The organism is Pantoea sp. SJZ147, from assembly GCF_007828605.1.
In the GTDB taxonomy this organism is placed as follows: domain Bacteria; phylum Pseudomonadota; class Gammaproteobacteria; order Enterobacterales; family Enterobacteriaceae; genus Pantoea; species Pantoea allii.
This window is the reverse complement of sequence record NZ_VIVB01000013.1, coordinates 1-19452: the sequence shown is the minus strand read 5'-3', so window position 1 is coordinate 19452 and position 19452 is coordinate 1. Positions and strand designations below refer to the sequence as shown.

The following is a 19452-nucleotide window of genomic DNA, read 5'->3' as shown; positions in this document are numbered from 1 at the left end:
GTTAACCCCTTACGGCACGCAGTGACTGAAAATGGTCGATCAGCTCTGCTGTCTCAACCAAGGGCAATCCGACCACCGCGTGATAACTTCCATTGATTTTACGCACAAAGTTTCCGCCCTTCCCCTGAATACCGTAAGCGCCGGCTTTATCCATAGGTTCACCTGTCGCGATGTAATCGGTAATGTCGCTCAGGTTTAAGTTACGAAAAGTCACCTCGGTGACCACCAGACAGTCCAGTACCTGCCGACGGTCAGCCAGAGCAATCGCCGTCATGACCTGATGGGTTTTTCCTGAGAGTTTACTGAGCATCGCGCTGGCATGGTCGGCATCGCGCGGTTTTTCCAGCACCTCACCGTTGAGCACGACGATGGTATCCGCGCCCAATACAGGCAGGTCGTGCGGGGCAATCAGCGTACCGGCTTTCGCTTTGTCATGCGCCAGGCGACGGACATACACCTCGGCCGATTCATGCGGCTGACGTTGTTCTTCAACGTCAGTGATGATGCGCTCAAAGTTCAGACCAAGTTGAGTCAGCAGTTCGCGTCGACGGGGAGACGCGGATGCCAGATAAAGGGTTACCATAAATTTCCTTATTGAACAGCGAACTGACGGCGGATCTTTCTCATTAATAAGAATAGCCACGGCCAGAGAATCCCGTCGACAACACTGCTCCAGAAAATTTCAGGGCGGAATGAGACGTTGATCACCAGAAACTCCGCCCAGAAGACGATCACATCCATTGCTAATGACAGCACCATAACCATTAACGCCTGCTGCCACAACGCTAAGTTACGGAATAACTGGAATTTAAACGCCACCAGATAGGCGATGATGCTAAGCGCCAACGCGCGAACGCCAAGCGTGGAACCCGCGATTAAATCCATAATCGCGCCCAGCAGAAACCCACTTCCCACATTAACACGGTGCGGAAGCGCCAGTACCCAGTAGACCAGGATCAGCAATAACCATGAAGGCCGGAACATATAGATTTGTTCCGGCCATGGCATGATTTGCAGAATAAAGGCCATAAGAAAGGACAGCCAGATAACCCATCGTCCCTGGCTGCGATATCGACTCAATTCTGGCCTCCGCGTGAGCGGGAAGCGGACCCTTGTGGGTTGCTTTCGCTACTGCCAGAAGCAGGCGTGGTGGTCTGCGTAGCAGGTGCAGGCGGGCCCATTTCACCCGCGGGGGGCAGAACCTGCGGCATCATCTGCATCAGGCGTTCATTAGCGACCCGATGGACTTCGTCAGGTGCCATCGGCATATCACCGTTGTGATCCGCGCCCCACAGTAGCAACAGGTAACGCAGACGTTGCAGACCTGCGGTTGGATGTGCCTGGATGACCGTGTACGCGCGTTGCGTATCGACCTTAACCGATGAAACCACTCCTACCGGATAGCCCTCAGGGAAACGCCCACCTAAGCCCGACGTCACCAGTACGTCACCGACACGAATATCGGTATTGCCTGGCAAGTGTTCCAGTTGCAGATCTTCCGTACACCCGTTGCCTGCCGCAATCACGCGAATATCATTACGCAGTACCTGGATAGGCAGCGCATGTGATGCGTCACAAATCAGCAGTACACGACTGGTAAACTGGCCGACGGCGATGACCTGGCCCACGACACCTTTATCACTGATAACCGGCTGGCCTTCGTAAACACCGTTAGCACTGCCTTTATCGATAACCACTTGATCGGTGTAGGGATCGGTACCGGTGGAGATAACCTGAGTCACCATCTTGTGCTCGTCCTGACGCAGCGGGGAACCCAGCAGCTCGCGCAGGCGCGCGTTCTCCTGCTTGTATTGCCCCAGCATAAGCAGGTCGCTGTTCTTCAGAAAAAGCTCTCGACGTAACGCTTTATTTTCCAGTTCGAGCTGCTGGCGAGAAGCCAGCGTGTCTGACACGCCATCAAGAAGCTGGCGCGGCCCATTGGCCAGGAAGTAAAACGGACTGACCGACGTGTCCAGATAGTTGCGTATTTGAGTAAATGAACTCACGCGACTATCAGCGATGATAATGGCAATCGCCACAATCACCGCCAAAAATAGACGCAATTGCAGAGAAGGCCCTCTGCTAAAAATCGGCTTCATATAATCTGCGTGTTCCTCGACTACAAGGTAAGAAAGTACGGGCGAGCCGCACTTTCCTGGGCTGGTCACATCATACCGATGCGTGCAGCGCCGGTTTACACGCTACTCCCTGCGCACTGTTACAACGATTCCAGCCGGTTGAGGCAATTATTCTTCGCTGAATAAATCGCCGCCATGCATGTCGATCATTTCCAACGCTTTTCCGCCACCGCGCGCAACGCAGGTCAGTGGATCTTCAGCGACGACAACAGGAATACCTGTTTCTTCCATCAGCAGGCGATCCAGGTTACGCAGTAATGCGCCGCCACCGGTCAGGACCATGCCGCGCTCAGAAATATCAGACGCCAGTTCCGGTGGGCACTGTTCCAGCGCAACCATTACCGCACTTACGATACCGGTCAGTGGCTCTTGCAGGGCTTCGAGAATTTCATTGGAGTTGAGTGTAAAGCCGCGTGGCACACCTTCCGCCAGGTTACGACCACGCACTTCAATTTCACGCACTTCATCACCCGGATAAGCCGAGCCGATTTCATGCTTGATACGTTCTGCTGTCGCTTCACCAATCAATGAACCGTAGTTACGGCGCACATAATTAATAATGGCTTCGTCAAAACGGTCACCGCCGATACGAACGGATGAAGAGTACACAACGCCATTCAGGGAAATCACGGCAACTTCAGTGGTACCACCACCGATATCCACGACCATTGAGCCGGTGGCTTCAGAAACCGGTAAACCTGCACCAATCGCGGCCGCCATTGGCTCTTCAATCAGGAAAACTTCACGTGCGCCCGCGCCTTGGGCCGATTCACGAATCGCGCGGCGTTCAACCTGGGTTGCGCCTACAGGCACACAGACCAGCACGCGCGGACTTGGGCGCATGAAGCTGTTGCTGTGAACCTGTTTGATGAAGTGCTGCAACATTTTTTCCGTCACAAAGAAATCGGCAATAACGCCGTCTTTCATTGGACGAATAGCTGCGATATTGCCTGGCGTACGGCCAAGCATCTGTTTGGCGTCATGACCCACAGCCGCCACGCTTTTCGGTGAACCTGCACGATCCTGGCGGATAGCAACCACGGAAGGCTCGTTCAGCACGATGCCTTGTCCTTTTACATAAATCAGGGTGTTCGCGGTACCCAGGTCAATGGACAAGTCATTTGAAAACATGCCACGAAATTTTTTAAACATACTAAAGGATAATCCTGCAAGCTGGAGGCGGAAAATAAAATCCGCTTACTTTACCAACCACACGAAGCTGCCACAAGGCGCAAAAACGTTCTGCTTCGGTGAAAAAATAGACGGCATTCGTTTTACATCATTTAAGCCTGTTACGCATACGAGCGGAACAGCGATATCACGGCATCAGAGCAGCATGTTAAAGAATTTTCTTAACTTTACTCCGACATAAAATCTAACATTTCAGGCGACGTATTCTGCACGTTTATCGTTCCATATTCATCAAAAGCTGAGGCGAAGAACGTAAAACCGGTCAAACGGTTAAAAACGGTAACGCTGGGAGTACTTTTTTACGTTACTGTTAACCGGCTGTGAAGGTGAAAAAAAGTCACCCTGTCCACCTTCTACCCCTAATCCTACCAGGGTTTGCCACTCTGCATTGGTGCGCACGCCCGCGGCATACAGCTGCGTCCCGGTGGGCTTACAGACGTCCAGCAAGCTTCGCACAAACAGCTGGTTTTCCGTACGCCGCTCAATGTTGCGCACCAGTCCTGCATCCAGCTTGATTAATTCAACCGGTAACTGCCGGATGTAAGCACTGCTGACTACCGTCAGACCGGCCTGATTAACCGCGATACGACAGCCGAATGCCTGCAATGAGTGGAAGATCGGAATCAAATCGCTGATGTGTTGACAGACATCCCCTTCCGCAAGTTCAAATAAAAATCGCTTTCTTTGAGATTTTGGGCACTGCAGCAACATATTGTACAACCAGACAATAAACGGACGTTTCAGCAGCGAGTCGATATTAATGGGGATGACCAGTGTCTCTTCTGGCCACAGTTCAGATAAGGCGGCAACGCGTAATACCATCTGGCGGTCCCAGCTTTCGGCCATGCCGAGCTGCTGCACCAATGGCATATATTCAGCCGACAGCACCTCTTTGTCCCCATCATAAATGCGCGTGAGCAGTACCCGATGTCGCACCTTACCCTCTTTGTCCACCGCAGGCTTCTGATATAAACGTGGTCCGCCGCGACTTAAGGTATTTTCCAGCAAGGTCCGCCAACGAACGCTGCCGCGTCCTGCATCCAGAGGGTTTCCTGCGCCATTAGACCAGTTATTGCCGCCTGACAATGTCGCGCGGCGCGTGGCCATTTCGACATTTTCCATGACCTGCGGCACCGTCTGTCCGCTGTGCCAGGCACTGATGCCGATGTGAATAAAATCGTCGCGGTTAACCTTGCGCATAGGCGGCAACGCGTCAACCGCATTGATGAGGTGATCAGCGATACTGTTTGCCTCTTTCAGGCTACGATGCGGCAGTAATACCGCGAAATCACTGCGAAAATAGCGCGCCAGAAGTGCGCCAGGATAACGCATGACAAACGTGGACAGCATGTTGACGACGTTAAACAGGTACTCTTCGACCAGCACTGGCCCCAGTGAATCATCGTGGGTGTCGAGCTCAGGAAAACGTATCATCATGACTACGCCATGCGTCCCGACATCTTCCTGATCCTCAAGCAGCGTTGCCAGCTGACTATCGAAGAAAAGGCGGTTATTCAGCCCCGTCCGGCCATCCTGAGCCGCAAAGGTTCGAATCAGCGTATCGATGCGGACGCGCTGCTCGCCCGCTTCCTGTAAATCGGACAGTAACAGGTCGATCGCACGGCTGGCTCTGGGCGGCCACTCATCAGCATGCTTTTGCCGACAATGCCGACGTTCTCCACCAAGTATTAATGCTGAGCGGCTTTCCAGTTGCTCCATCCCGCGCCATTGACGTACCAGCCAACGATGAGTAATGGACAGCATAACGGCCACGATCAGTACGACCAACAGCAGCGCGGCAAGCGTATATGTCGCGGGAATAGAGTGCAGCCAGGTTTGTGCGGGATCGAGTATCGTCAGTTGCAATCGCATACCCGGCTGGTGCATCAGCGCAATGTCAAAATGGATATAGCGATTTTTTTGATGCTGCAGCATTTGGTTTTCATGGCGGGAAAGCGTGAAAACAGTCTGCCGACCATTATATAAGGACAGCTGTTCGGCGTTAATCACGGGTAATACCGGCGTAAGCCAGGCTTCCAGCGCTTCGGGAGGCTGTTTCAGCAGGACTTTATCCACTTCGGTTGCCAAAACCTGTACCCGATTTTCTACACGCTGATGGGTGAGCCAGAAAACACTAAAAGCACAGCCCACCAGCATTAAAACCATTGCCAGTACGCTAATAAATGTAATAAATGCAGAAAGTTTGGTAGTTAATCGCATCCCTGTGCCTGTTTCACTACGGTTGCCGCCGGATCACGCCGCCTCTCTGCACGTTAGCCGGAAGAATTTTGAGCAAAATAACACAAATTGTTTCCGGCAACAGCGAGGTCATACGCGAAGCCGCAGTATAACGTTGAGAAAGGCCCAGAACGCTTAATTATCCTTTTTTCAGCGCATTCTCATTGGAAGCTTCAGCCAGGAAATTTCACATTTTTGCAGCAAAATTCGCCAGCTTAAGCAATAGTCATCATGCTGATTGTGAAAATCGAGCTGGAGAAGAGACGATGAAGCCGACAAAACGCCTGACCGAAGCAGATGTAACGCCAGAAAGCATCTTTAATATGAATCGTCGTCGGGTGCTTCAGACCCTGGGACTGGGGGCTGCTGCAATCAGCGTCCCGGGCATGGCCAACGCCGATATTCTGAGTTGGTTCAAAGGTAATGACCGCCCGCCCGCGCCGGCGGGTCGGGCGCTGGACTTTACCAAGCCCGCACAATATCAGGCCAACCTGCCGTTAACGCCTGCGGATAAGGTTTCCGGCTATAACAATTTCTACGAATTTGGCCTGGATAAAGCCGATCCGGCAGCGAACGCGGGAACGTTAAAAACCGATCCCTGGAAGCTGACGATAGAAGGCGAAGTGGCAAAGCCCGTGACGTTAGACATGGATGATATTTTTAAACGCTTTGCCATGGAGCAACGTATCTACCGGATGCGTTGCGTTGAAGCCTGGTCGATGGTGGTGCCGTGGATAGGTTTTGAACTCAATAAACTCCTGAAGCTGGCGGAACCCACCAGCAAAGCGCGCTTTGTTGCTTTTCAGACACTTTATGCCCCCGATCAGATGCCGGGTCAAAAGGACCGCTTTATCGGGGGTGGGCTAAATTATCCTTATGTAGAAGGCTTACGGCTGGATGAAGCCATGCATCCCCTGACCATTCTGACGACGGGCGTTTACGGTAAAGCCCTGCCGCCACAGAACGGTGCGCCAATTCGGCTTACCGTACCCTGGAAATATGGCTTTAAGGGCATTAAGTCTATTGTGAAAATTACGCTGACGCACGACCAGCCGCCTACCACATGGAACCAGATTGCGGATAATGAGTACGGCTTCTATGCCAACGTGAACCCGCATGTGAATCATCCTCGCTGGTCGCAGGCCACCGAACGTTTTATTGGTCCGGGTAGTGCTTTTAATGTTGATCGTCAGCCCACATTACTGTTCAACGGTTATGCCGATCAGGTTGCATCACTCTATCGCGGTATGGATTTGCGGGAGAATTATTGAGTGCGCCTGTCAATAAAGCAGATCGGCTGGCTTAAAGTGCTACTGCATCTGGCGGCTTTCTTACCGCTGGTTTACTTGATTATGGCCGCGATGCAGGGAGGACTCAGCGCCGATCCTGCCAAAGATATCCAGCATTTTACCGGCCGTATGGCGCTGAAACTGCTGTTAGCAACCTTGCTTGTCTCGCCGTTAACACGCGTGGCCAGGCAACCGCTGCTCATTCGGACCCGTCGCCTGTTGGGTATCTGGACTTTTTTCTGGGCCAGCCTGCATCTAACCAGTTACTACCTGTTGGAGCTGGGCGTGAATAACCTCGGCCTGCTCGGAAGCGAATTGATTTCACGTCCTTATCTGACACTGGGCATTATTTGCTGGTTTATTCTGCTGGCGCTGGCGATCACCTCTTTTCAACGCATGCAGCGCAAACTGGGCAGACGCTGGCAAACCTTGCATAACTTTATCTATCTGGTCGCTATTTTGGCGCCGATTCACTATATGTGGTCGGTAAAAATCCTGTCTCCCCAACCGATCATTTATGCGCTTTTAGCCCTGATATTGTTAGCCTGGCGCTATAAAAAGTTCATTAAATGGTGGCCGCGCTAGTCTCTTCTTATTGCCGATCGTCTGCGAAAAATGCGGCCTGCGAGCCGCATCCGATCAACTTCGCAGATAAGACCAGTATTTTGCTGCGAAATGCCACGAAACGGATATAATGCCCGGCTTTATTGCGATGTGACGCTTCTTTTTCACTGTGACGGGTGACAAATGGAAAGCGGCAAGGTATTTTACGCGATGCCTCAATGATTGCGGGAGATGGCAGCAAGATGGCCGATAAATTACATATTCTGCTTTTGAACGGTCCCAACCTTAACCTGTTAGGGACGCGTGAGCCTGATAAATACGGGGATGTTACCCTGGCTCAGATTGTTTCCAGTCTTAGCCATCAGGCAGACCAGTTGAATGTAAGGTTAAGCCATTTGCAATCCAATGCTGAGTATCAGCTCATTGATCGCATTCATGAGGCAAAAGGCAATGTGGATTATATCATTATCAATCCTGCCGCGTTTACGCATACCAGCGTAGCAATGCGTGATGCTCTGTTAGCGGTGAACATTCCATTTATTGAAGTTCACCTGTCAAATGTGCACAGCCGCGAGCCTTTTCGCCATCACTCCTATTTTTCTGATGTCTCTGCTGGCGTCATTTGTGGGCTTGGCGCTGACGGTTACTCGTGGGCATTACAAACGGCAGTGAAGCGCCTGTCTCATACTAATTAATCAAACTGAGTACGGAACCCCATTCATGGATATTCGTAAAATTAAAAAACTGATCGAACTGGTTGAAGAATCTGGCATTTCTGAGCTGGAGATCTCCGAAGGCGAAGAGTCTGTTCGTATCAGTCGTGCACCTGCAAATACTGGTTATCCGATGATGCAACAGGCTTATGCTGCGCCCATCGCTCAGCAGCCTGCTCTGGCGAATGCCGTCGCACCTGTTGCCGCCGTCGCAGAAGCCGCGCCTGCTGAAATCAGTGGCCACATCGTACGTTCACCTATGGTAGGGACCTTCTATCGCACACCAAGCCCGGATGCGAAAGCATTTGTGGAAGTGGGCCAGAAAGTCAATGCAGGTGACACGCTGTGCATTGTTGAAGCCATGAAAATGATGAACCAGATTGAAGCCGATAAATCTGGCGTAGTTAAAGCCATTCTGGTGGAAAGTGGTCAGCCGGTAGAATTTGACGAGCCACTTGTTGTCATCGAATAACGGGGCGAACCATGCTGGATAAAATTGTTATTGCTAACCGCGGTGAGATTGCGCTGCGCATTCTGCGTGCCTGTAAAGAACTGGGCATTAAGACTGTTGCGGTTCACTCAAGCGCGGATCGTGACCTTAAGCACGTGCTGCTGGCAGACGAAACGGTTTGCATCGGCCCGGCGCAGTCGGTCAAAAGTTACCTTAATATCCCGGCGCTGATTTCTGCTGCCGAGATCACCGGCGCGGTGGCGATTCACCCCGGTTACGGCTTCCTTTCTGAGAATGCCGATTTCGCCGAGCAGGTTGAACGCTCTGGCTTTATCTTTGTTGGTCCAAAAGCCGACACCATTCGCCTGATGGGCGATAAAGTGTCCGCGATTACGGCGATGAAGAAAGCCGGTGTGCCTACCGTTCCCGGCTCCGATGGCTCACTGACCGATGACATGGAAAAGAACCGTGCCTTCGCCAAGCGCATCGGCTATCCGGTCATCATCAAAGCCTCTGGCGGCGGCGGCGGTCGCGGCATGCGCGTTGTGCGCAGCGATAAAGATCTGGAACAGTCCATCAACATGACGAAAGCGGAAGCCAAAGCGGCTTTCAACAACGACATGGTTTACATGGAAAAGTATCTGGAGAATCCTCGCCACATTGAGATTCAGGTACTGGCAGACGGTCAGGGCAATGCCATCTATCTGGGCGAACGTGACTGTTCGATGCAGCGTCGTCACCAGAAAGTGGTGGAAGAAGCGCCAGCACCGGGCATCACGCCAGAATTACGTGGATTTATCGGTGAGCGTTGTACCCGCGCCTGTATTGACATCGGCTATCGCGGTGCAGGTACCTTTGAGTTCCTGTACGAAAACGGCGAGTTCTATTTCATTGAAATGAACACCCGTATTCAGGTTGAGCATCCGGTTACCGAGATGATCACGGGCATTGACCTGATTAAAGAGCAGTTGCGCATTGCTGCGGGTCAACCGCTGTCGATTAAACAGGAAGACGTGGTCATTCGTGGTCATGCGGTCGAGTGCCGTATCAACGCAGAAGATCCGGTGAGCTTCCTGCCAAGTCCTGGTAAGATTACCCGCTTTCATGCGCCGGGTGGTTTTGGCGTACGTTGGGAGTCCCATATTTATGCCGGCTACAGCGTGCCGCCTTATTATGACTCCATGATCGGCAAGTTAATCACCTACGGTGAAACCCGTGATATCGCCATTGCACGTATGAAAAATGCCCTGGCGGAGCTGATTATCGACGGGATTAAAACCAACATCGAACTGCAGATGCGAATCATGTCCGATGAAAACTTCCAGCAGGGTGGAACCAATATCCACTATCTGGAGAAAAAGCTCGGCCTGCACGAGAAGTAATCGCAACGCTGAGTCAGTTTGAGGCCGGATATTCCGGCCTTTTTCTTTTCCCGCAGGCGTTAAGGTCACACTATGGACGCGCGTTATTTACAGGCTCACAAAGAAGCTCGCTGGTCACTCTATCTGACACTGGCATGGTTAGCCGTCTGGGGCGGTTCGGCCTGGTTAGGGGGAAATGCGATGGGCATAACCGGCTTGCCGCGCTGGTTTGAGCTCTCCTGTATTTTTGCTCCTCTGCTGTTCATTTTTTTATGCTGGATGATGGTGCGTAAGGTCTTCCGGAATATGTCGCTGGAGGATGACAATGAACACTGAAATCATTCTTCCGCTACTGGCTTATTTGGCCGTCATTGCTGGCTTGTCCGTATTTGCGATGCGTAAACAACGCAAAGGCAACTTTCTGACCGAGTATTTCCTGGGCAGCCGCTCAATGGGCGGATTTGTCCTGGCAATGACCATCACGACCACCTATATCAGCGCCAGCTCGTTTATAGGCGGCCCGGGTGCGGCCTATAAATACGGTTTGGGCTGGGTGTTGCTGGCAATGGTGCAGGTTCCCGCGGTCTGGCTGTCGTTGGGCGTACTGGGTAAAAAGTTTGCCATTCTGGCACGCAAGCACAATGCGGTAACACTCAACGATATGCTCTATGCACGCTATGGCAGCACGCTGCTGGTCTGGTTAGCCAGCCTGAGCCTACTGATTGCCTTTGTGGGCGCGATGGCCGTGCAGTTTATTGGTGGCGCACGTCTGCTGGAAACCGCTGCCGGCATCCCTTACGACACCGGACTGCTTATTTTTGGTGGCACTATCGCACTCTATACCGCCTTTGGCGGCTTCCGTGCCAGTGTCCTCAATGATGCGATGCAGGGCATTGTGATGCTGATAGGCACCTTCTTACTGCTGTTTGCCGTCATTCATCACGCTGGCGGTATTCATTCGGCCGTAGACAAGCTGCACGCGATCGACCCCAAACTGCTGTCTCCTGAGGGCCCGGGCGATATTATTACGCCGACCTTCCTGAGCTCGTTTATTGTGCTGGTCTGCTTTGGCGTCATCGGCCTGCCCCATACGGCGGTGCGCTGTATCTCTTATAAGGACAGTAAAGCGCTGCATCGGGCCATTATTCTTGGCACCATTGTCGTTGTGCTCCTGATGCTGGGGATGCACCTGGCTGGCGCACTCGGTCGGGCGATATTACCGAATCTGACCGTGCCGGACAGCGTTATCCCCACACTGATGATCACCGTGTTACCGCCTCTGGCTGCAGGGCTGTTTTTAGCGGCACCGATGGCGGCGATTATGTCCACCATCAACGCCCAGCTGTTGCAGGCCTCCGCTACGCTGGTCAAAGACCTGTATCTGCGCATCGCCCCGCAGCAAAGTGATAATGAGCCACGCCTGCGGATTTTATCGGGAACGGTGACCTTTTTGCTCGGGATCATACTGCTTTTCGTCGCCTGGCATCCGCCAGACATGATTATCTGGCTCAACCTGCTGGCTTTTGGCGGTCTGGAAGCGGTTTTCCTCTGGCCACTGGTTCTGGGTTTATATTGGGCGCGCGCCAATGCGGTCGGTGCGCTCAGCGGCATGGCGGTGGGCGGAGGCTGCTATGCCGTTCTGGCGACCCTGGGTCTGCAACTGTGGGGTTTTCATCCCATTGTGCCTTCATTATTGTTAAGTCTGCTGGCGTTCCTGGTCGGCAACCTGTTTGGGCGTTTACCGCATGCGGTCAGCGCACCACAACACTGAATTAAGAGAGACGTTATGCCGTGGATTCAAATCAAAATTAACAGTTCTGGCGCAAACGCTGAAGAACTAAGCGATGCGTTAATGGAAACAGGTGCCGTATCTGTCACCTTCCAGGATACGCACGATACACCGGTCTATGAACCTATGCCGGGCGAAACCCGCCTGTGGGGCGATACCGACGTTATCGGGTTATTCGACGCGGAAAGCGACATGGAGGGCGTAATTGCTGAACTTTCTCAGCATCCTCTTCTTGGTGAGAATTTCCGTCACAAGATCGAACAGATCGAGGACAAAGACTGGGAACGTGAGTGGATGGCAAACTTCCATCCTATGCGTTTTGGTGAGCGCCTGTGGATCTGCCCGAGCTGGCGCGATGTACCCGATCCGGATGCCGTCAATGTAATGCTCGATCCCGGACTTGCTTTCGGTACCGGTACTCACCCTACCACCTCGCTTTGCCTGACCTGGCTCGATGGTCTGGATCTGGCCGGTAAAACCGTGATCGATTTTGGCTGCGGTTCAGGAATACTTGCGATCGCGGCGCTTAAGCTCGGCGCGGCGCAGGCGATCGGTATTGATATCGATCCTCAGGCGATCCAGGCCAGCCGTGACAATGCAGAGCGTAATGGCGTTGCCGATCGTTTATCGCTGTACCTGCCGCACCAGCAGCCGGAAAACCTTCAGGCCGATGTTGTGGTGGCCAATATCCTTGCCGGGCCGCTACGTGAGTTGGCACCGCTTATCAGCGTGCTGCCTAAATCGGGCGGGCATCTTGGTTTATCCGGCGTGCTGGAGAGCCAGGCCGAGAGCGTCTGTGAAGCTTACGTGGCGCACTTTGCACTCGATCCTGTTGCGGTCAAGGAAGAGTGGTGTCGTATTACGGGCGTCAAAACAGCCTAGTCTTTAAGACGTTGCCCGTCACAGAAGCAGTCCTGCCAGTTCGACAGGACTGCCTGAATGCCTGTGCCGTCGGTTCCGCGTTTCGCTTACAACCGTTACCGACAGCACCGAAGGCTGTAACACTCAGCAGCACAGCTTTTGCCGTCGCTTAAGCCGTTGCTTGTATCGTTAATCACGGTATGTGACGTTTTTTATCTGGCAAATGCCGAATCTTCGTCGGAAAAACCTTTGTTCACAAAATAAACACAAATACTTAAGCATTTGATTTATAAATAAATTAATTCATATGCCTGCGATAAGATGAGGGCAAAAGCCGTTTTCTTATGAATTGTTCAAAGTTTGGCCTTTCATCTTCCTAAAAAAATGCGTAATATACGCCGCCTTGCAGATACAGTATGGCATTACGACTTCATGCGCATTGGAAACCTCCAACTGAGAAATCGACTGATTGCAGCGCCGATGGCCGGTATTACTGACAGGCCTTTCAGAACGCTTTGTCACGAGATGGGTGCAGGGATGGCGGTTTCTGAGATGTTGTCATCGAATCCCGAAGTCTGGGCCAGTGACAAATCTCGTTTACGCATGGTGCACAGTGATGAACCCGGCATTCGTGCCGTCCAGATTGCAGGATGCGATCCCAGTGAGATGGCCCAGGCTGCGCGTATTAATGTCGATGCTGGTGCACAGGTTATTGATATTAATATGGGTTGCCCGGCAAAAAAGGTGAACCGCAAAATGGCGGGTTCCGCCTTATTGCAGTATCCCACAGTAGTGGAGTCTATTCTCTCTGCCGTGGTGAATGCCGTTGATGTTCCGGTAACATTAAAAATTCGTACCGGATGGGATCCAGAAAACAGAAACTGTGTCGCGATTGCCCAATTGGCTGAACGCTGTGGCATTCAGGCTTTGACGATACATGGCCGCACTCGTGCCTGCCTGTTCAACGGAGACGCTGAATACGACAGTATTCGGACAGTTAAGCAGAGTGTTTCTATTCCGATTATCGCGAATGGAGACATAACTGACCCGCATAAAGCCAGAGCAGTGCTCGACTACACCGGAGCCGATGCTCTGATGATAGGACGCGCTGCTCAGGGAAGACCGTGGATCTTCCGGGAAATCCAGCATTATCTGGACACTGGGGAGCTGCTTGCCCCGCTGCCACTGGCAGAGGTCAAGCGTTTGCTTGTTTCGCATATACGTGAGCTGCACGACTTTTACGGTTCAGGCAAGGGATACCGTATAGCGCGAAAGCACGTCTCCTGGTATCTCCAGGAACATGCCCCAAATGACCAGTTTCGGCGCACATTCAACGCCATTGAGGATGCCAGCGAACAGCTGGAGGCGTTGGAGGCATACTTCGAAAATCTTGCGTAACGAAATAAAGAGCTGAAAGAACTATGTTCGAACAACGCGTAAATTCTGACGTACTGACCGTTTCTACCGTTAACTCACAGGATCAGGTAACTCAAAAACCTTTGCGTGATTCGGTTAAACAGGCACTGAAGAACTATTTTGCTCAACTGAATGGTCAGGATGTGAGTGACCTGTATGAGCTGGTTTTGGCTGAAGTCGAGCAGCCTCTGTTGGACATGGTGATGCAGTATACCCGTGGCAACCAGACCCGTGCTGCCCTGATGATGGGTATCAACCGCGGTACGCTGCGTAAGAAACTGAAAAAATACGGCATGAACTGATTCAGTTCAGACCGTTAATCTCGCCAGCCTCAGGGCTGGCGTTTTTATTTGTGCGCTAACGCGCAAATTTTTTTAAATCCTGTGAAACAGTTGCGTCAAATATGGTAGCTGTAGTTGCAGTCGCCAGCGTGATTTTTACAGGCCGTCCTTTTTAAACTGTCTCCCGCTACACGCTCATCTTTTTCTGATCGCCTGCCTTACAACCCTGTCATAACAGCCTTTTGTGAGCCTGATTAACATTTTACGCAACACCTCAATCGTTTACAGCCACCACCTGCCATGCAGCTCACAATGTTGCTAAATAGTGAAACAATTTGCACTAAATGTGATCCCTTCGACTCGAAATGCTTCCTTTTGGTGCGTCATATTATTGCAGCCCTCCAGATGATTCAGATTATTACCCGATCTTTCAGGTGACTTCAGGATTATGCAAACCTGGCACTGGCTTTGCAAAGTCGTGGATGGCCGATCGCCACAGACAGGAACGCACATCAAAGTGCGCAATACATAACAACACAACACGACATGCCACACAGGATGCTTTATGAAAAAGATGATGCTCTCTACTCTGGTTGCTGCGGCTTCTCTGCTTGCCGTTGCTCAGCAGGCTCATGCAGGTACCACACTTGATGCGATTAAAAAGAAAGGGTTCGTTCAATGTGGTATCAGCGATGGCCTGCCGGGTTTCTCTTATGCAGATGCCAGCGGCAAATTTACCGGCCTTGATGTGGATATCTGTCGTGCAGCCGCCGCCGCCGTGTTTGGTGACGCAACAAAAGTGAAATATACCCCGCTGACCGCAAAAGAACGTTTTACCGCTTTGCAGTCAGGGGAAGTCGATATTCTTTCTCGTAACACCACCTGGACTTCATCACGTGACGGCGGCATGGGCTTCATGTTTACCGGCGTTAACTACTACGATGGCATTGGCTTCCTGACCCATAAGAAAGCCGGCCTGAAGAGTGCGAAAGAGCTGGATGGTGCGACCGTCTGTATCCAGGCTGGTACTGATACCGAGCTGAATGTGGCTGACTTCTTCAAAGCCAACAAAATGCAGTACACGCCGGTCACCTTTGACCGCTCGGATGAATCCGCCAAAGCACTGGATAGTGGCCGCTGCGATACGCTGGCATCCGACCAGTCTCAGCTGTACGCCCTGCGCATTAAATTAGGTAAACCAGATGACTTCATCGTCTTACCTGAAGTGATCTCTAAAGAGCCATTGGGCCCGGTTGTGCGTCGCGGTGATGATGACTGGTTCACCATCGTTAAATGGTCGCTTTTCGCCATGCTGAACGCAGAAGAGATGGGCATCAGCTCTAAAAACGTTGATGAGATGACGGCTAAACCTACCACACCTGATATGGCGCACCTGCTGGGCGCTGAAGGCGACTTTGGCAAAGATTTGAAGCTGGATAACAAATGGGCTTACAACATCATTAAACAGGTTGGTAACTATCAGGAAAGTTTTGATCGTAACGTCGGTAAAGACAGCCCGCTGAAAATTGCCCGTGGTCAGAATGCGCTCTGGAACAAAGGCGGCATTCAGTACGCACCACCGGTACGTTAATCACGCCTCACCCGTCGGGCACCGTTTTCTACGGTGCCCCAGCAAAGCTTTCGTTACTGAGGTTTAAACATGTCACAACGCCCAACCGTGAAAAGGGATTTTTCGTTCGGTAATCCCACGGTTCGAGCCTGGCTTTACCAGATAGTTGCGATCATTACCGTACTTGCTGTGGTGGGCTATCTCATCCACAACACCGTTATCAATCTCGCTAATCGCGGTATTACTTCCGGCTTTGGTTTTCTGGAACGCAATGCTGGTTTCGGCATTGTGCAGCATCTTATTGATTACACTGAAGGTGACACCTACGCACGCGTCTTTTTGGTGGGCCTGACTAACACGTTACTGGTGTCGGCACTCTGTATTGTTTTTGCTTCAATACTGGGTTTTTTTATTGGTCTGGCGCGTCTTTCCGATAACTGGTTACTGCGTAAAATCGCCAATATCTACATTGAAACCTTCCGCAATATTCCCCCTTTGCTGCAGATTTTCTTTTGGTACTTTGCGGTATTACGTAATCTGCCCGGTCCACGTCAGGCCCTTAACGCTTTTGATCTCGCCTTTGTCAGTAACCGCGGTCTGTACGTACCCTGGCCGACCTATGCGCCGGGCAGCTGGCCTTTCGTTATTGCCCTTGCACTGGCTATTGTAGCGATTTACGGCCTGTTCCGTTTTAATCGTCAGCATCAGCTTAAAACCGGTCAATTACGTCGTACCTGGCCTGCTGCCATTGCGATGTTATTGGTGTTCCCTTTCATTGCACATCTGGGCTTTGGCGCAGCGATGCACTGGGATATACCTGAGTTACGCGGTTTCAACTTCAGGGGCGGCTTTGTCATGATTCCTGAACTGGCCGCCCTTACGTTGGCGCTGTCGATCTATACCTCCTCTTTTATTGCGGAAGTGATTCGCTCAGGTATCCAGGCCGTGCCCTATGGGCAGCATGAAGCGGCCCGCTCGCTGGGGTTGCCGAATCCCGTTACGCTGCGTCAGGTCATTATCCCGCAGGCCATGCGCGTAATTATTCCGCCCCTTACCAGCCAGTATCTGAATATTGTGAAGAACTCTTCACTGGCTGCTGCAATTGGTTATCCCGATATGGTGTCGTTGTTTGCCGGCACGGTGCTCAATCAGACCGGACAAGCCATTGAGACCATTGCTATCACCATGAGCGTTTACCTGATTATCAGCCTGCTGATTTCAATGTTGATGAACTTCTACAACCGCAAAATCGCGCTGGTTGAGCGTTAAGAGAACGGGATAATTATGTCTGTCACTGCACATGAAACACCGCTGATAGCCTCCTCGCCGTTGAATCGGGCATGGCGATGGGCACGCAAGAACCTGTTTTCAGGTTGGTTTAATACTTTATTGACCCTGTTCTGTATCTGGCTTATCTGGCATGTGATTCCACCTGCTCTGAACTGGCTGATCTTTGATGCGAACTGGTTTGGCACAACACGGGCTGACTGCACCAAAGAGGGCGCATGTTGGGTCTTCATTCATGCTCGCTTCGGTCAGTTTATGTATGGGCTCTATCCTCATGAACTGCGCTGGCGCATCAATCTGGCGCTGATCATTGGGCTCGCGTCTCTCGTTCCGATGTTTGTTAAACGTCTGCCTTACCGTGGGCGCTATATTGCCGCCTGGGCAGTATGTTATCCCCTCGTTGTCTGGTTTCTGTTGTATGGCGGCTTCTTAGGACTCGACCGGGTCGAAACCCGTCAATGGGGTGGGCTCACGCTGACGTTAATCATCGCGTCTGTTGGTATCGCGGGGGCATTACCTCTGGGTATTTTGCTGGCGCTGGGGCGACGCTCCCGGATGCCGGTGGTACGAACGCTGTCAGTGATTTTTATTGAGTTCTGGCGTGGCGTGCCGCTGATAACGGTGCTGTTTATGTCATCGGTTATGTTGCCGCTGTTTATGGCAGAAGGGACAACCATCGACAAACTGGTGCGCGCATTGGTTGGCGTCATTTTGTTCCAGTCGGCCTATGTGGCCGAAGTGGTACGTGGTGGGTTACAGGCGTTACCAAAAGGGCAGTTTGAAGCCGCTGAATCATTGGCGTTGGGATACTGGAAGACCCAGATGCTGGTCATCCTGCCGCAGGCATTAAAGCTGACTATTCCGGGACTGGTGAATACCATTATTGCGTTATTCAAAGATACCAGCCTGGTGATCATTATTGGTTTGTTCGATCTGTTTAGTAGCGTGCAACAGGCTACCGTCGATCCCGCCTGGTTAGGCATGTCTACTGAAGGCTATGTCTTTGCCGCGCTGGTCTACTGGATTTTCTGTTTTAGCATGTCGCGTTACAGCCAGTATCTGGAAAAACGTTTTCACACCGGGCGCAAATCGCACTGAGGTTTCTATGACACAAATAATAACTGATTCAACCAATGCGATGATTTCGCTTGAAAATGTGAACAAGTGGTACGGGCAATTTCACGTGCTGAAAGATATTAATCTGCAGGTGAAACCTCGTGAACGTATCGTGTTGTGTGGTCCCTCTGGTTCAGGTAAATCCACCACGATTCGCTGCATCAATCATCTTGAAGAGCATCAGAAGGGCCGTATTGTTGTAGATGGTATTCATTTGAATGAGGATGTGCGCAATATCGAGCGAGTTCGTACTGAGGTCGGTATGGTGTTTCAACACTTCAATCTTTTCCCTCATCTTACCGTTTTACAAAACTGTACGCTGGCACCGATGTGGGTTCGTAAGATTGCCAAAAAAGAGGCTGAAGAGCTTGCTATGCATTACCTGAAGCGGGTGCGTATTGAAGAGCATGCGCATAAGTTTCCAGGTCAACTGTCTGGGGGACAGCAGCAGCGTGTCGCTATCGCACGTTCGTTATGTATGAAACCCAAGATCATGTTGTTTGACGAGCCGACATCTGCCCTGGATCCAGAGATGGTAAAAGAAGTACTCGATACGATGATTGGGCTGGCAGAAGACGGTATGACGATGTTGTGTGTGACGCATGAAATGGGCTTTGCGCGTACGGTGGCCGACAGAGTGATCTTTATGGATCGCGGTGAGATCGTAGAAGTTGCGCCGCCGCAGGAGTTTTTTGCGAATCCCCGGTCAGAACGCACCCGCGCTTTCCTGTCTCAGGTTATTCACTGACCCTGCTCCATCTCTCAGCACCTCCGTCATACGGAGGTGCTGTTCTGCCGCGCCTGACAACTGCATACAGCGCGTCTATTCCCCGTATATTCTCACTTCGCTAACGCTGATTACACAAAGCTTCAACTGCCAGAGTTGCCTGTCCGCAATCATACTTCATTGCGCCAGCGGTCCTTCTTCTGGCCGGTTACATGGCTTTTATTGGCCATTTTACGGGTCAGGAGAGAGCCACCCGGCTGTTTTAAGTGCATCAACAGTGTTTGTGGCGACCCATATACGTTTAACAGAGACTTTTTACCGAATAACAGACGTAAAAAAGCCCTGAACTTTCGTTCAGGGCTTTTTTGTTTGATGCCTGGCAGTTCCCTACTCTCGCATGGGGAGACCCCACACTACCATCGGCGCTACGGCGTTTCACTTCTGAGTTCGGCATGGGGTC

The 19452-nt window shown here is 51.7% G+C and carries 19 protein-coding genes and 1 rRNA gene; 14 read left to right on the top strand and 6 right to left on the bottom strand.

Annotated features, from left to right (window positions below):
* Position 1: 1 nt before the first annotated feature.
* The 5 genes from FBY13_RS18175 to csrD all read right to left on the bottom strand — a co-directional run bounded on the left by FBY13_RS18175 (position 2) and on the right by csrD (position 5549).
* Positions 2-583 carry a nucleoside triphosphate pyrophosphatase gene (locus tag FBY13_RS18175; RefSeq protein WP_145394821.1) on the bottom strand — a complete coding sequence of 194 codons (582 nt, stop codon included), beginning with the start codon at positions 581-583 and terminating at the stop codon, positions 2-4.
* 8 nt (positions 584-591) lie between these two features.
* Positions 592-1080 carry a rod shape-determining protein MreD gene (gene mreD, locus FBY13_RS18170; RefSeq protein WP_006120976.1) on the bottom strand — a complete coding sequence of 163 codons (489 nt, stop codon included), beginning with the start codon at positions 1078-1080 and terminating at the stop codon, positions 592-594.
* On the bottom strand, positions 1077-2099 hold the full coding sequence (gene mreC / locus FBY13_RS18165) for a rod shape-determining protein MreC (RefSeq protein WP_063877434.1): 1023 nt from the start codon (positions 2097-2099) through the stop codon (positions 1077-1079). The genes mreD and mreC overlap by 4 nt, the downstream gene beginning before the upstream one ends.
* 147 nt (positions 2100-2246) lie before the next feature.
* Positions 2247-3290 carry a rod shape-determining protein MreB gene (gene mreB / locus FBY13_RS18160; protein ID WP_003855260.1) on the bottom strand — a complete coding sequence of 348 codons (1044 nt, stop codon included), beginning with the start codon at positions 3288-3290 and terminating at the stop codon, positions 2247-2249.
* Positions 3291-3599: 309 nt separating this feature from the next.
* Positions 3600-5549 (bottom strand): RNase E specificity factor CsrD, encoded by a 1950-nt coding sequence (gene csrD / locus FBY13_RS18155; RefSeq protein ID WP_109716812.1) that lies wholly within the window; start codon positions 5547-5549, stop codon positions 3600-3602.
* Positions 5550-5833: 284 nt separating this feature from the next.
* Here csrD and msrP point away from each other — a divergent pair, with 284 nt between their 5' ends.
* From msrP to FBY13_RS18085, 14 genes are all read left to right on the top strand, one after another.
* Positions 5834-6838, top strand: coding sequence for a protein-methionine-sulfoxide reductase catalytic subunit MsrP (gene msrP, locus FBY13_RS18150; RefSeq protein ID WP_096011265.1), 1005 nt, complete (start codon positions 5834-5836; stop codon positions 6836-6838).
* On the top strand, positions 6839-7441 hold the full coding sequence (msrQ, locus tag FBY13_RS18145; RefSeq protein WP_063877437.1) for a protein-methionine-sulfoxide reductase heme-binding subunit MsrQ: 603 nt from the start codon (positions 6839-6841) through the stop codon (positions 7439-7441). It abuts the gene before it with no gap.
* A 221-nt stretch (positions 7442-7662) separates the two neighbouring features.
* Entirely contained in the window at positions 7663-8115 is a 453-nt protein-coding gene (gene aroQ / locus FBY13_RS18140) for a type II 3-dehydroquinate dehydratase (RefSeq protein WP_145394820.1), read from the top strand.
* A 25-nt stretch (positions 8116-8140) separates the two neighbouring features.
* Positions 8141-8605: an acetyl-CoA carboxylase biotin carboxyl carrier protein gene (gene accB / locus FBY13_RS18135; protein ID WP_096011267.1), complete on the top strand. Its 465-nt coding sequence runs from the start codon at positions 8141-8143 to the stop codon at positions 8603-8605.
* Positions 8606-8616: 11 nt separating this feature from the next.
* Complete coding sequence (gene accC / locus FBY13_RS18130) at positions 8617-9966, top strand: acetyl-CoA carboxylase biotin carboxylase subunit (RefSeq protein ID WP_145394819.1); 1350 nt, start codon at positions 8617-8619, stop codon at positions 9964-9966.
* Positions 9967-10038: 72 nt separating this feature from the next.
* Entirely contained in the window at positions 10039-10281 is a 243-nt protein-coding gene (locus tag FBY13_RS18125; RefSeq protein ID WP_063877440.1) for a YhdT family protein, read from the top strand.
* Positions 10271-11716, top strand: a complete 1446-nt coding sequence (panF, locus tag FBY13_RS18120; RefSeq protein ID WP_145394818.1) for a sodium/pantothenate symporter — start codon at positions 10271-10273, stop codon at positions 11714-11716. Before FBY13_RS18125 ends, panF begins: the two co-directional genes overlap by 11 nt.
* Before the next feature lie 15 nt (positions 11717-11731).
* Entirely contained in the window at positions 11732-12616 is an 885-nt protein-coding gene (gene prmA / locus FBY13_RS18115; RefSeq protein ID WP_145394817.1) for a 50S ribosomal protein L11 methyltransferase, read from the top strand.
* Positions 12617-13027: 411 nt separating this feature from the next.
* Complete coding sequence (dusB, locus tag FBY13_RS18110; RefSeq protein ID WP_063877443.1) at positions 13028-13993, top strand: tRNA dihydrouridine synthase DusB; 966 nt, start codon at positions 13028-13030, stop codon at positions 13991-13993.
* 23 nt (positions 13994-14016) lie between these two features.
* On the top strand, positions 14017-14313 hold the full coding sequence (fis, locus tag FBY13_RS18105; protein ID WP_003855228.1) for a DNA-binding transcriptional regulator Fis: 297 nt from the start codon (positions 14017-14019) through the stop codon (positions 14311-14313).
* 544 nt (positions 14314-14857) lie between these two features.
* On the top strand, positions 14858-15883 hold the full coding sequence (locus FBY13_RS18100; RefSeq protein WP_063877444.1) for an amino acid ABC transporter substrate-binding protein: 1026 nt from the start codon (positions 14858-14860) through the stop codon (positions 15881-15883).
* Positions 15884-15952: 69 nt separating this feature from the next.
* The gene (locus FBY13_RS18095) at positions 15953-17131 is read left to right on the top strand and encodes an amino acid ABC transporter permease (protein ID WP_096011271.1); all 1179 of its coding nucleotides are present in this window, start codon (positions 15953-15955) and stop codon (positions 17129-17131) included.
* A gap of 15 nt (positions 17132-17146) precedes the next feature.
* Positions 17147-18247 (top strand): amino acid ABC transporter permease, encoded by a 1101-nt coding sequence (locus tag FBY13_RS18090; RefSeq protein WP_109716809.1) that lies wholly within the window; start codon positions 17147-17149, stop codon positions 18245-18247.
* 7 nt (positions 18248-18254) lie between these two features.
* Positions 18255-19013 (top strand): amino acid ABC transporter ATP-binding protein, encoded by a 759-nt coding sequence (locus tag FBY13_RS18085; RefSeq protein ID WP_063877447.1) that lies wholly within the window; start codon positions 18255-18257, stop codon positions 19011-19013.
* 353 nt (positions 19014-19366) lie between these two features.
* Here FBY13_RS18085 and rrf read toward each other — a convergent pair.
* Positions 19367-19452: ribosomal RNA gene (gene rrf / locus FBY13_RS18080) — 5S ribosomal RNA — on the bottom strand; the annotation flags it as partial.

Excerpts from the sequence above, each read along its gene's own strand:
- mreB (WP_003855260.1), bottom strand. The coding sequence starts at position 3,290 with ATGTTTAAAAAATTTCGTGGCATGTTTTCAAATGACTTGTCCATTGAC.
- csrD (WP_109716812.1), bottom strand. The coding sequence starts at position 5,549 with ATGCGATTAACTACCAAACTTTCTGCATTTATTACATTTATTAGCGTA.
- prmA (WP_145394817.1), top strand. The coding sequence starts at position 11,732 with ATGCCGTGGATTCAAATCAAAATTAACAGTTCTGGCGCAAACGCTGAA.
- FBY13_RS18125 (WP_063877440.1), top strand. The coding sequence starts at position 10,039 with ATGGACGCGCGTTATTTACAGGCTCACAAAGAAGCTCGCTGGTCACTC.
- accB (WP_096011267.1), top strand. The coding sequence starts at position 8,141 with ATGGATATTCGTAAAATTAAAAAACTGATCGAACTGGTTGAAGAATCT.
- FBY13_RS18085 (WP_063877447.1), top strand. The coding sequence starts at position 18,255 with ATGACACAAATAATAACTGATTCAACCAATGCGATGATTTCGCTTGAA.
- fis (WP_003855228.1), top strand. The coding sequence starts at position 14,017 with ATGTTCGAACAACGCGTAAATTCTGACGTACTGACCGTTTCTACCGTT.
- dusB (WP_063877443.1), top strand. The coding sequence starts at position 13,028 with ATGCGCATTGGAAACCTCCAACTGAGAAATCGACTGATTGCAGCGCCG.
- FBY13_RS18090 (WP_109716809.1), top strand. The coding sequence starts at position 17,147 with ATGTCTGTCACTGCACATGAAACACCGCTGATAGCCTCCTCGCCGTTG.
- msrP (WP_096011265.1), top strand. The coding sequence starts at position 5,834 with ATGAAGCCGACAAAACGCCTGACCGAAGCAGATGTAACGCCAGAAAGC.
- FBY13_RS18100 (WP_063877444.1), top strand. The coding sequence starts at position 14,858 with ATGAAAAAGATGATGCTCTCTACTCTGGTTGCTGCGGCTTCTCTGCTT.
- FBY13_RS18095 (WP_096011271.1), top strand. The coding sequence starts at position 15,953 with ATGTCACAACGCCCAACCGTGAAAAGGGATTTTTCGTTCGGTAATCCC.
- aroQ (WP_145394820.1), top strand. The coding sequence starts at position 7,663 with ATGGCCGATAAATTACATATTCTGCTTTTGAACGGTCCCAACCTTAAC.
- panF (WP_145394818.1), top strand. The coding sequence starts at position 10,271 with ATGAACACTGAAATCATTCTTCCGCTACTGGCTTATTTGGCCGTCATT.
- accC (WP_145394819.1), top strand. The coding sequence starts at position 8,617 with ATGCTGGATAAAATTGTTATTGCTAACCGCGGTGAGATTGCGCTGCGC.
- FBY13_RS18175 (WP_145394821.1), bottom strand. The coding sequence starts at position 583 with ATGGTAACCCTTTATCTGGCATCCGCGTCTCCCCGTCGACGCGAACTG.
- mreC (WP_063877434.1), bottom strand. The coding sequence starts at position 2,099 with ATGAAGCCGATTTTTAGCAGAGGGCCTTCTCTGCAATTGCGTCTATTT.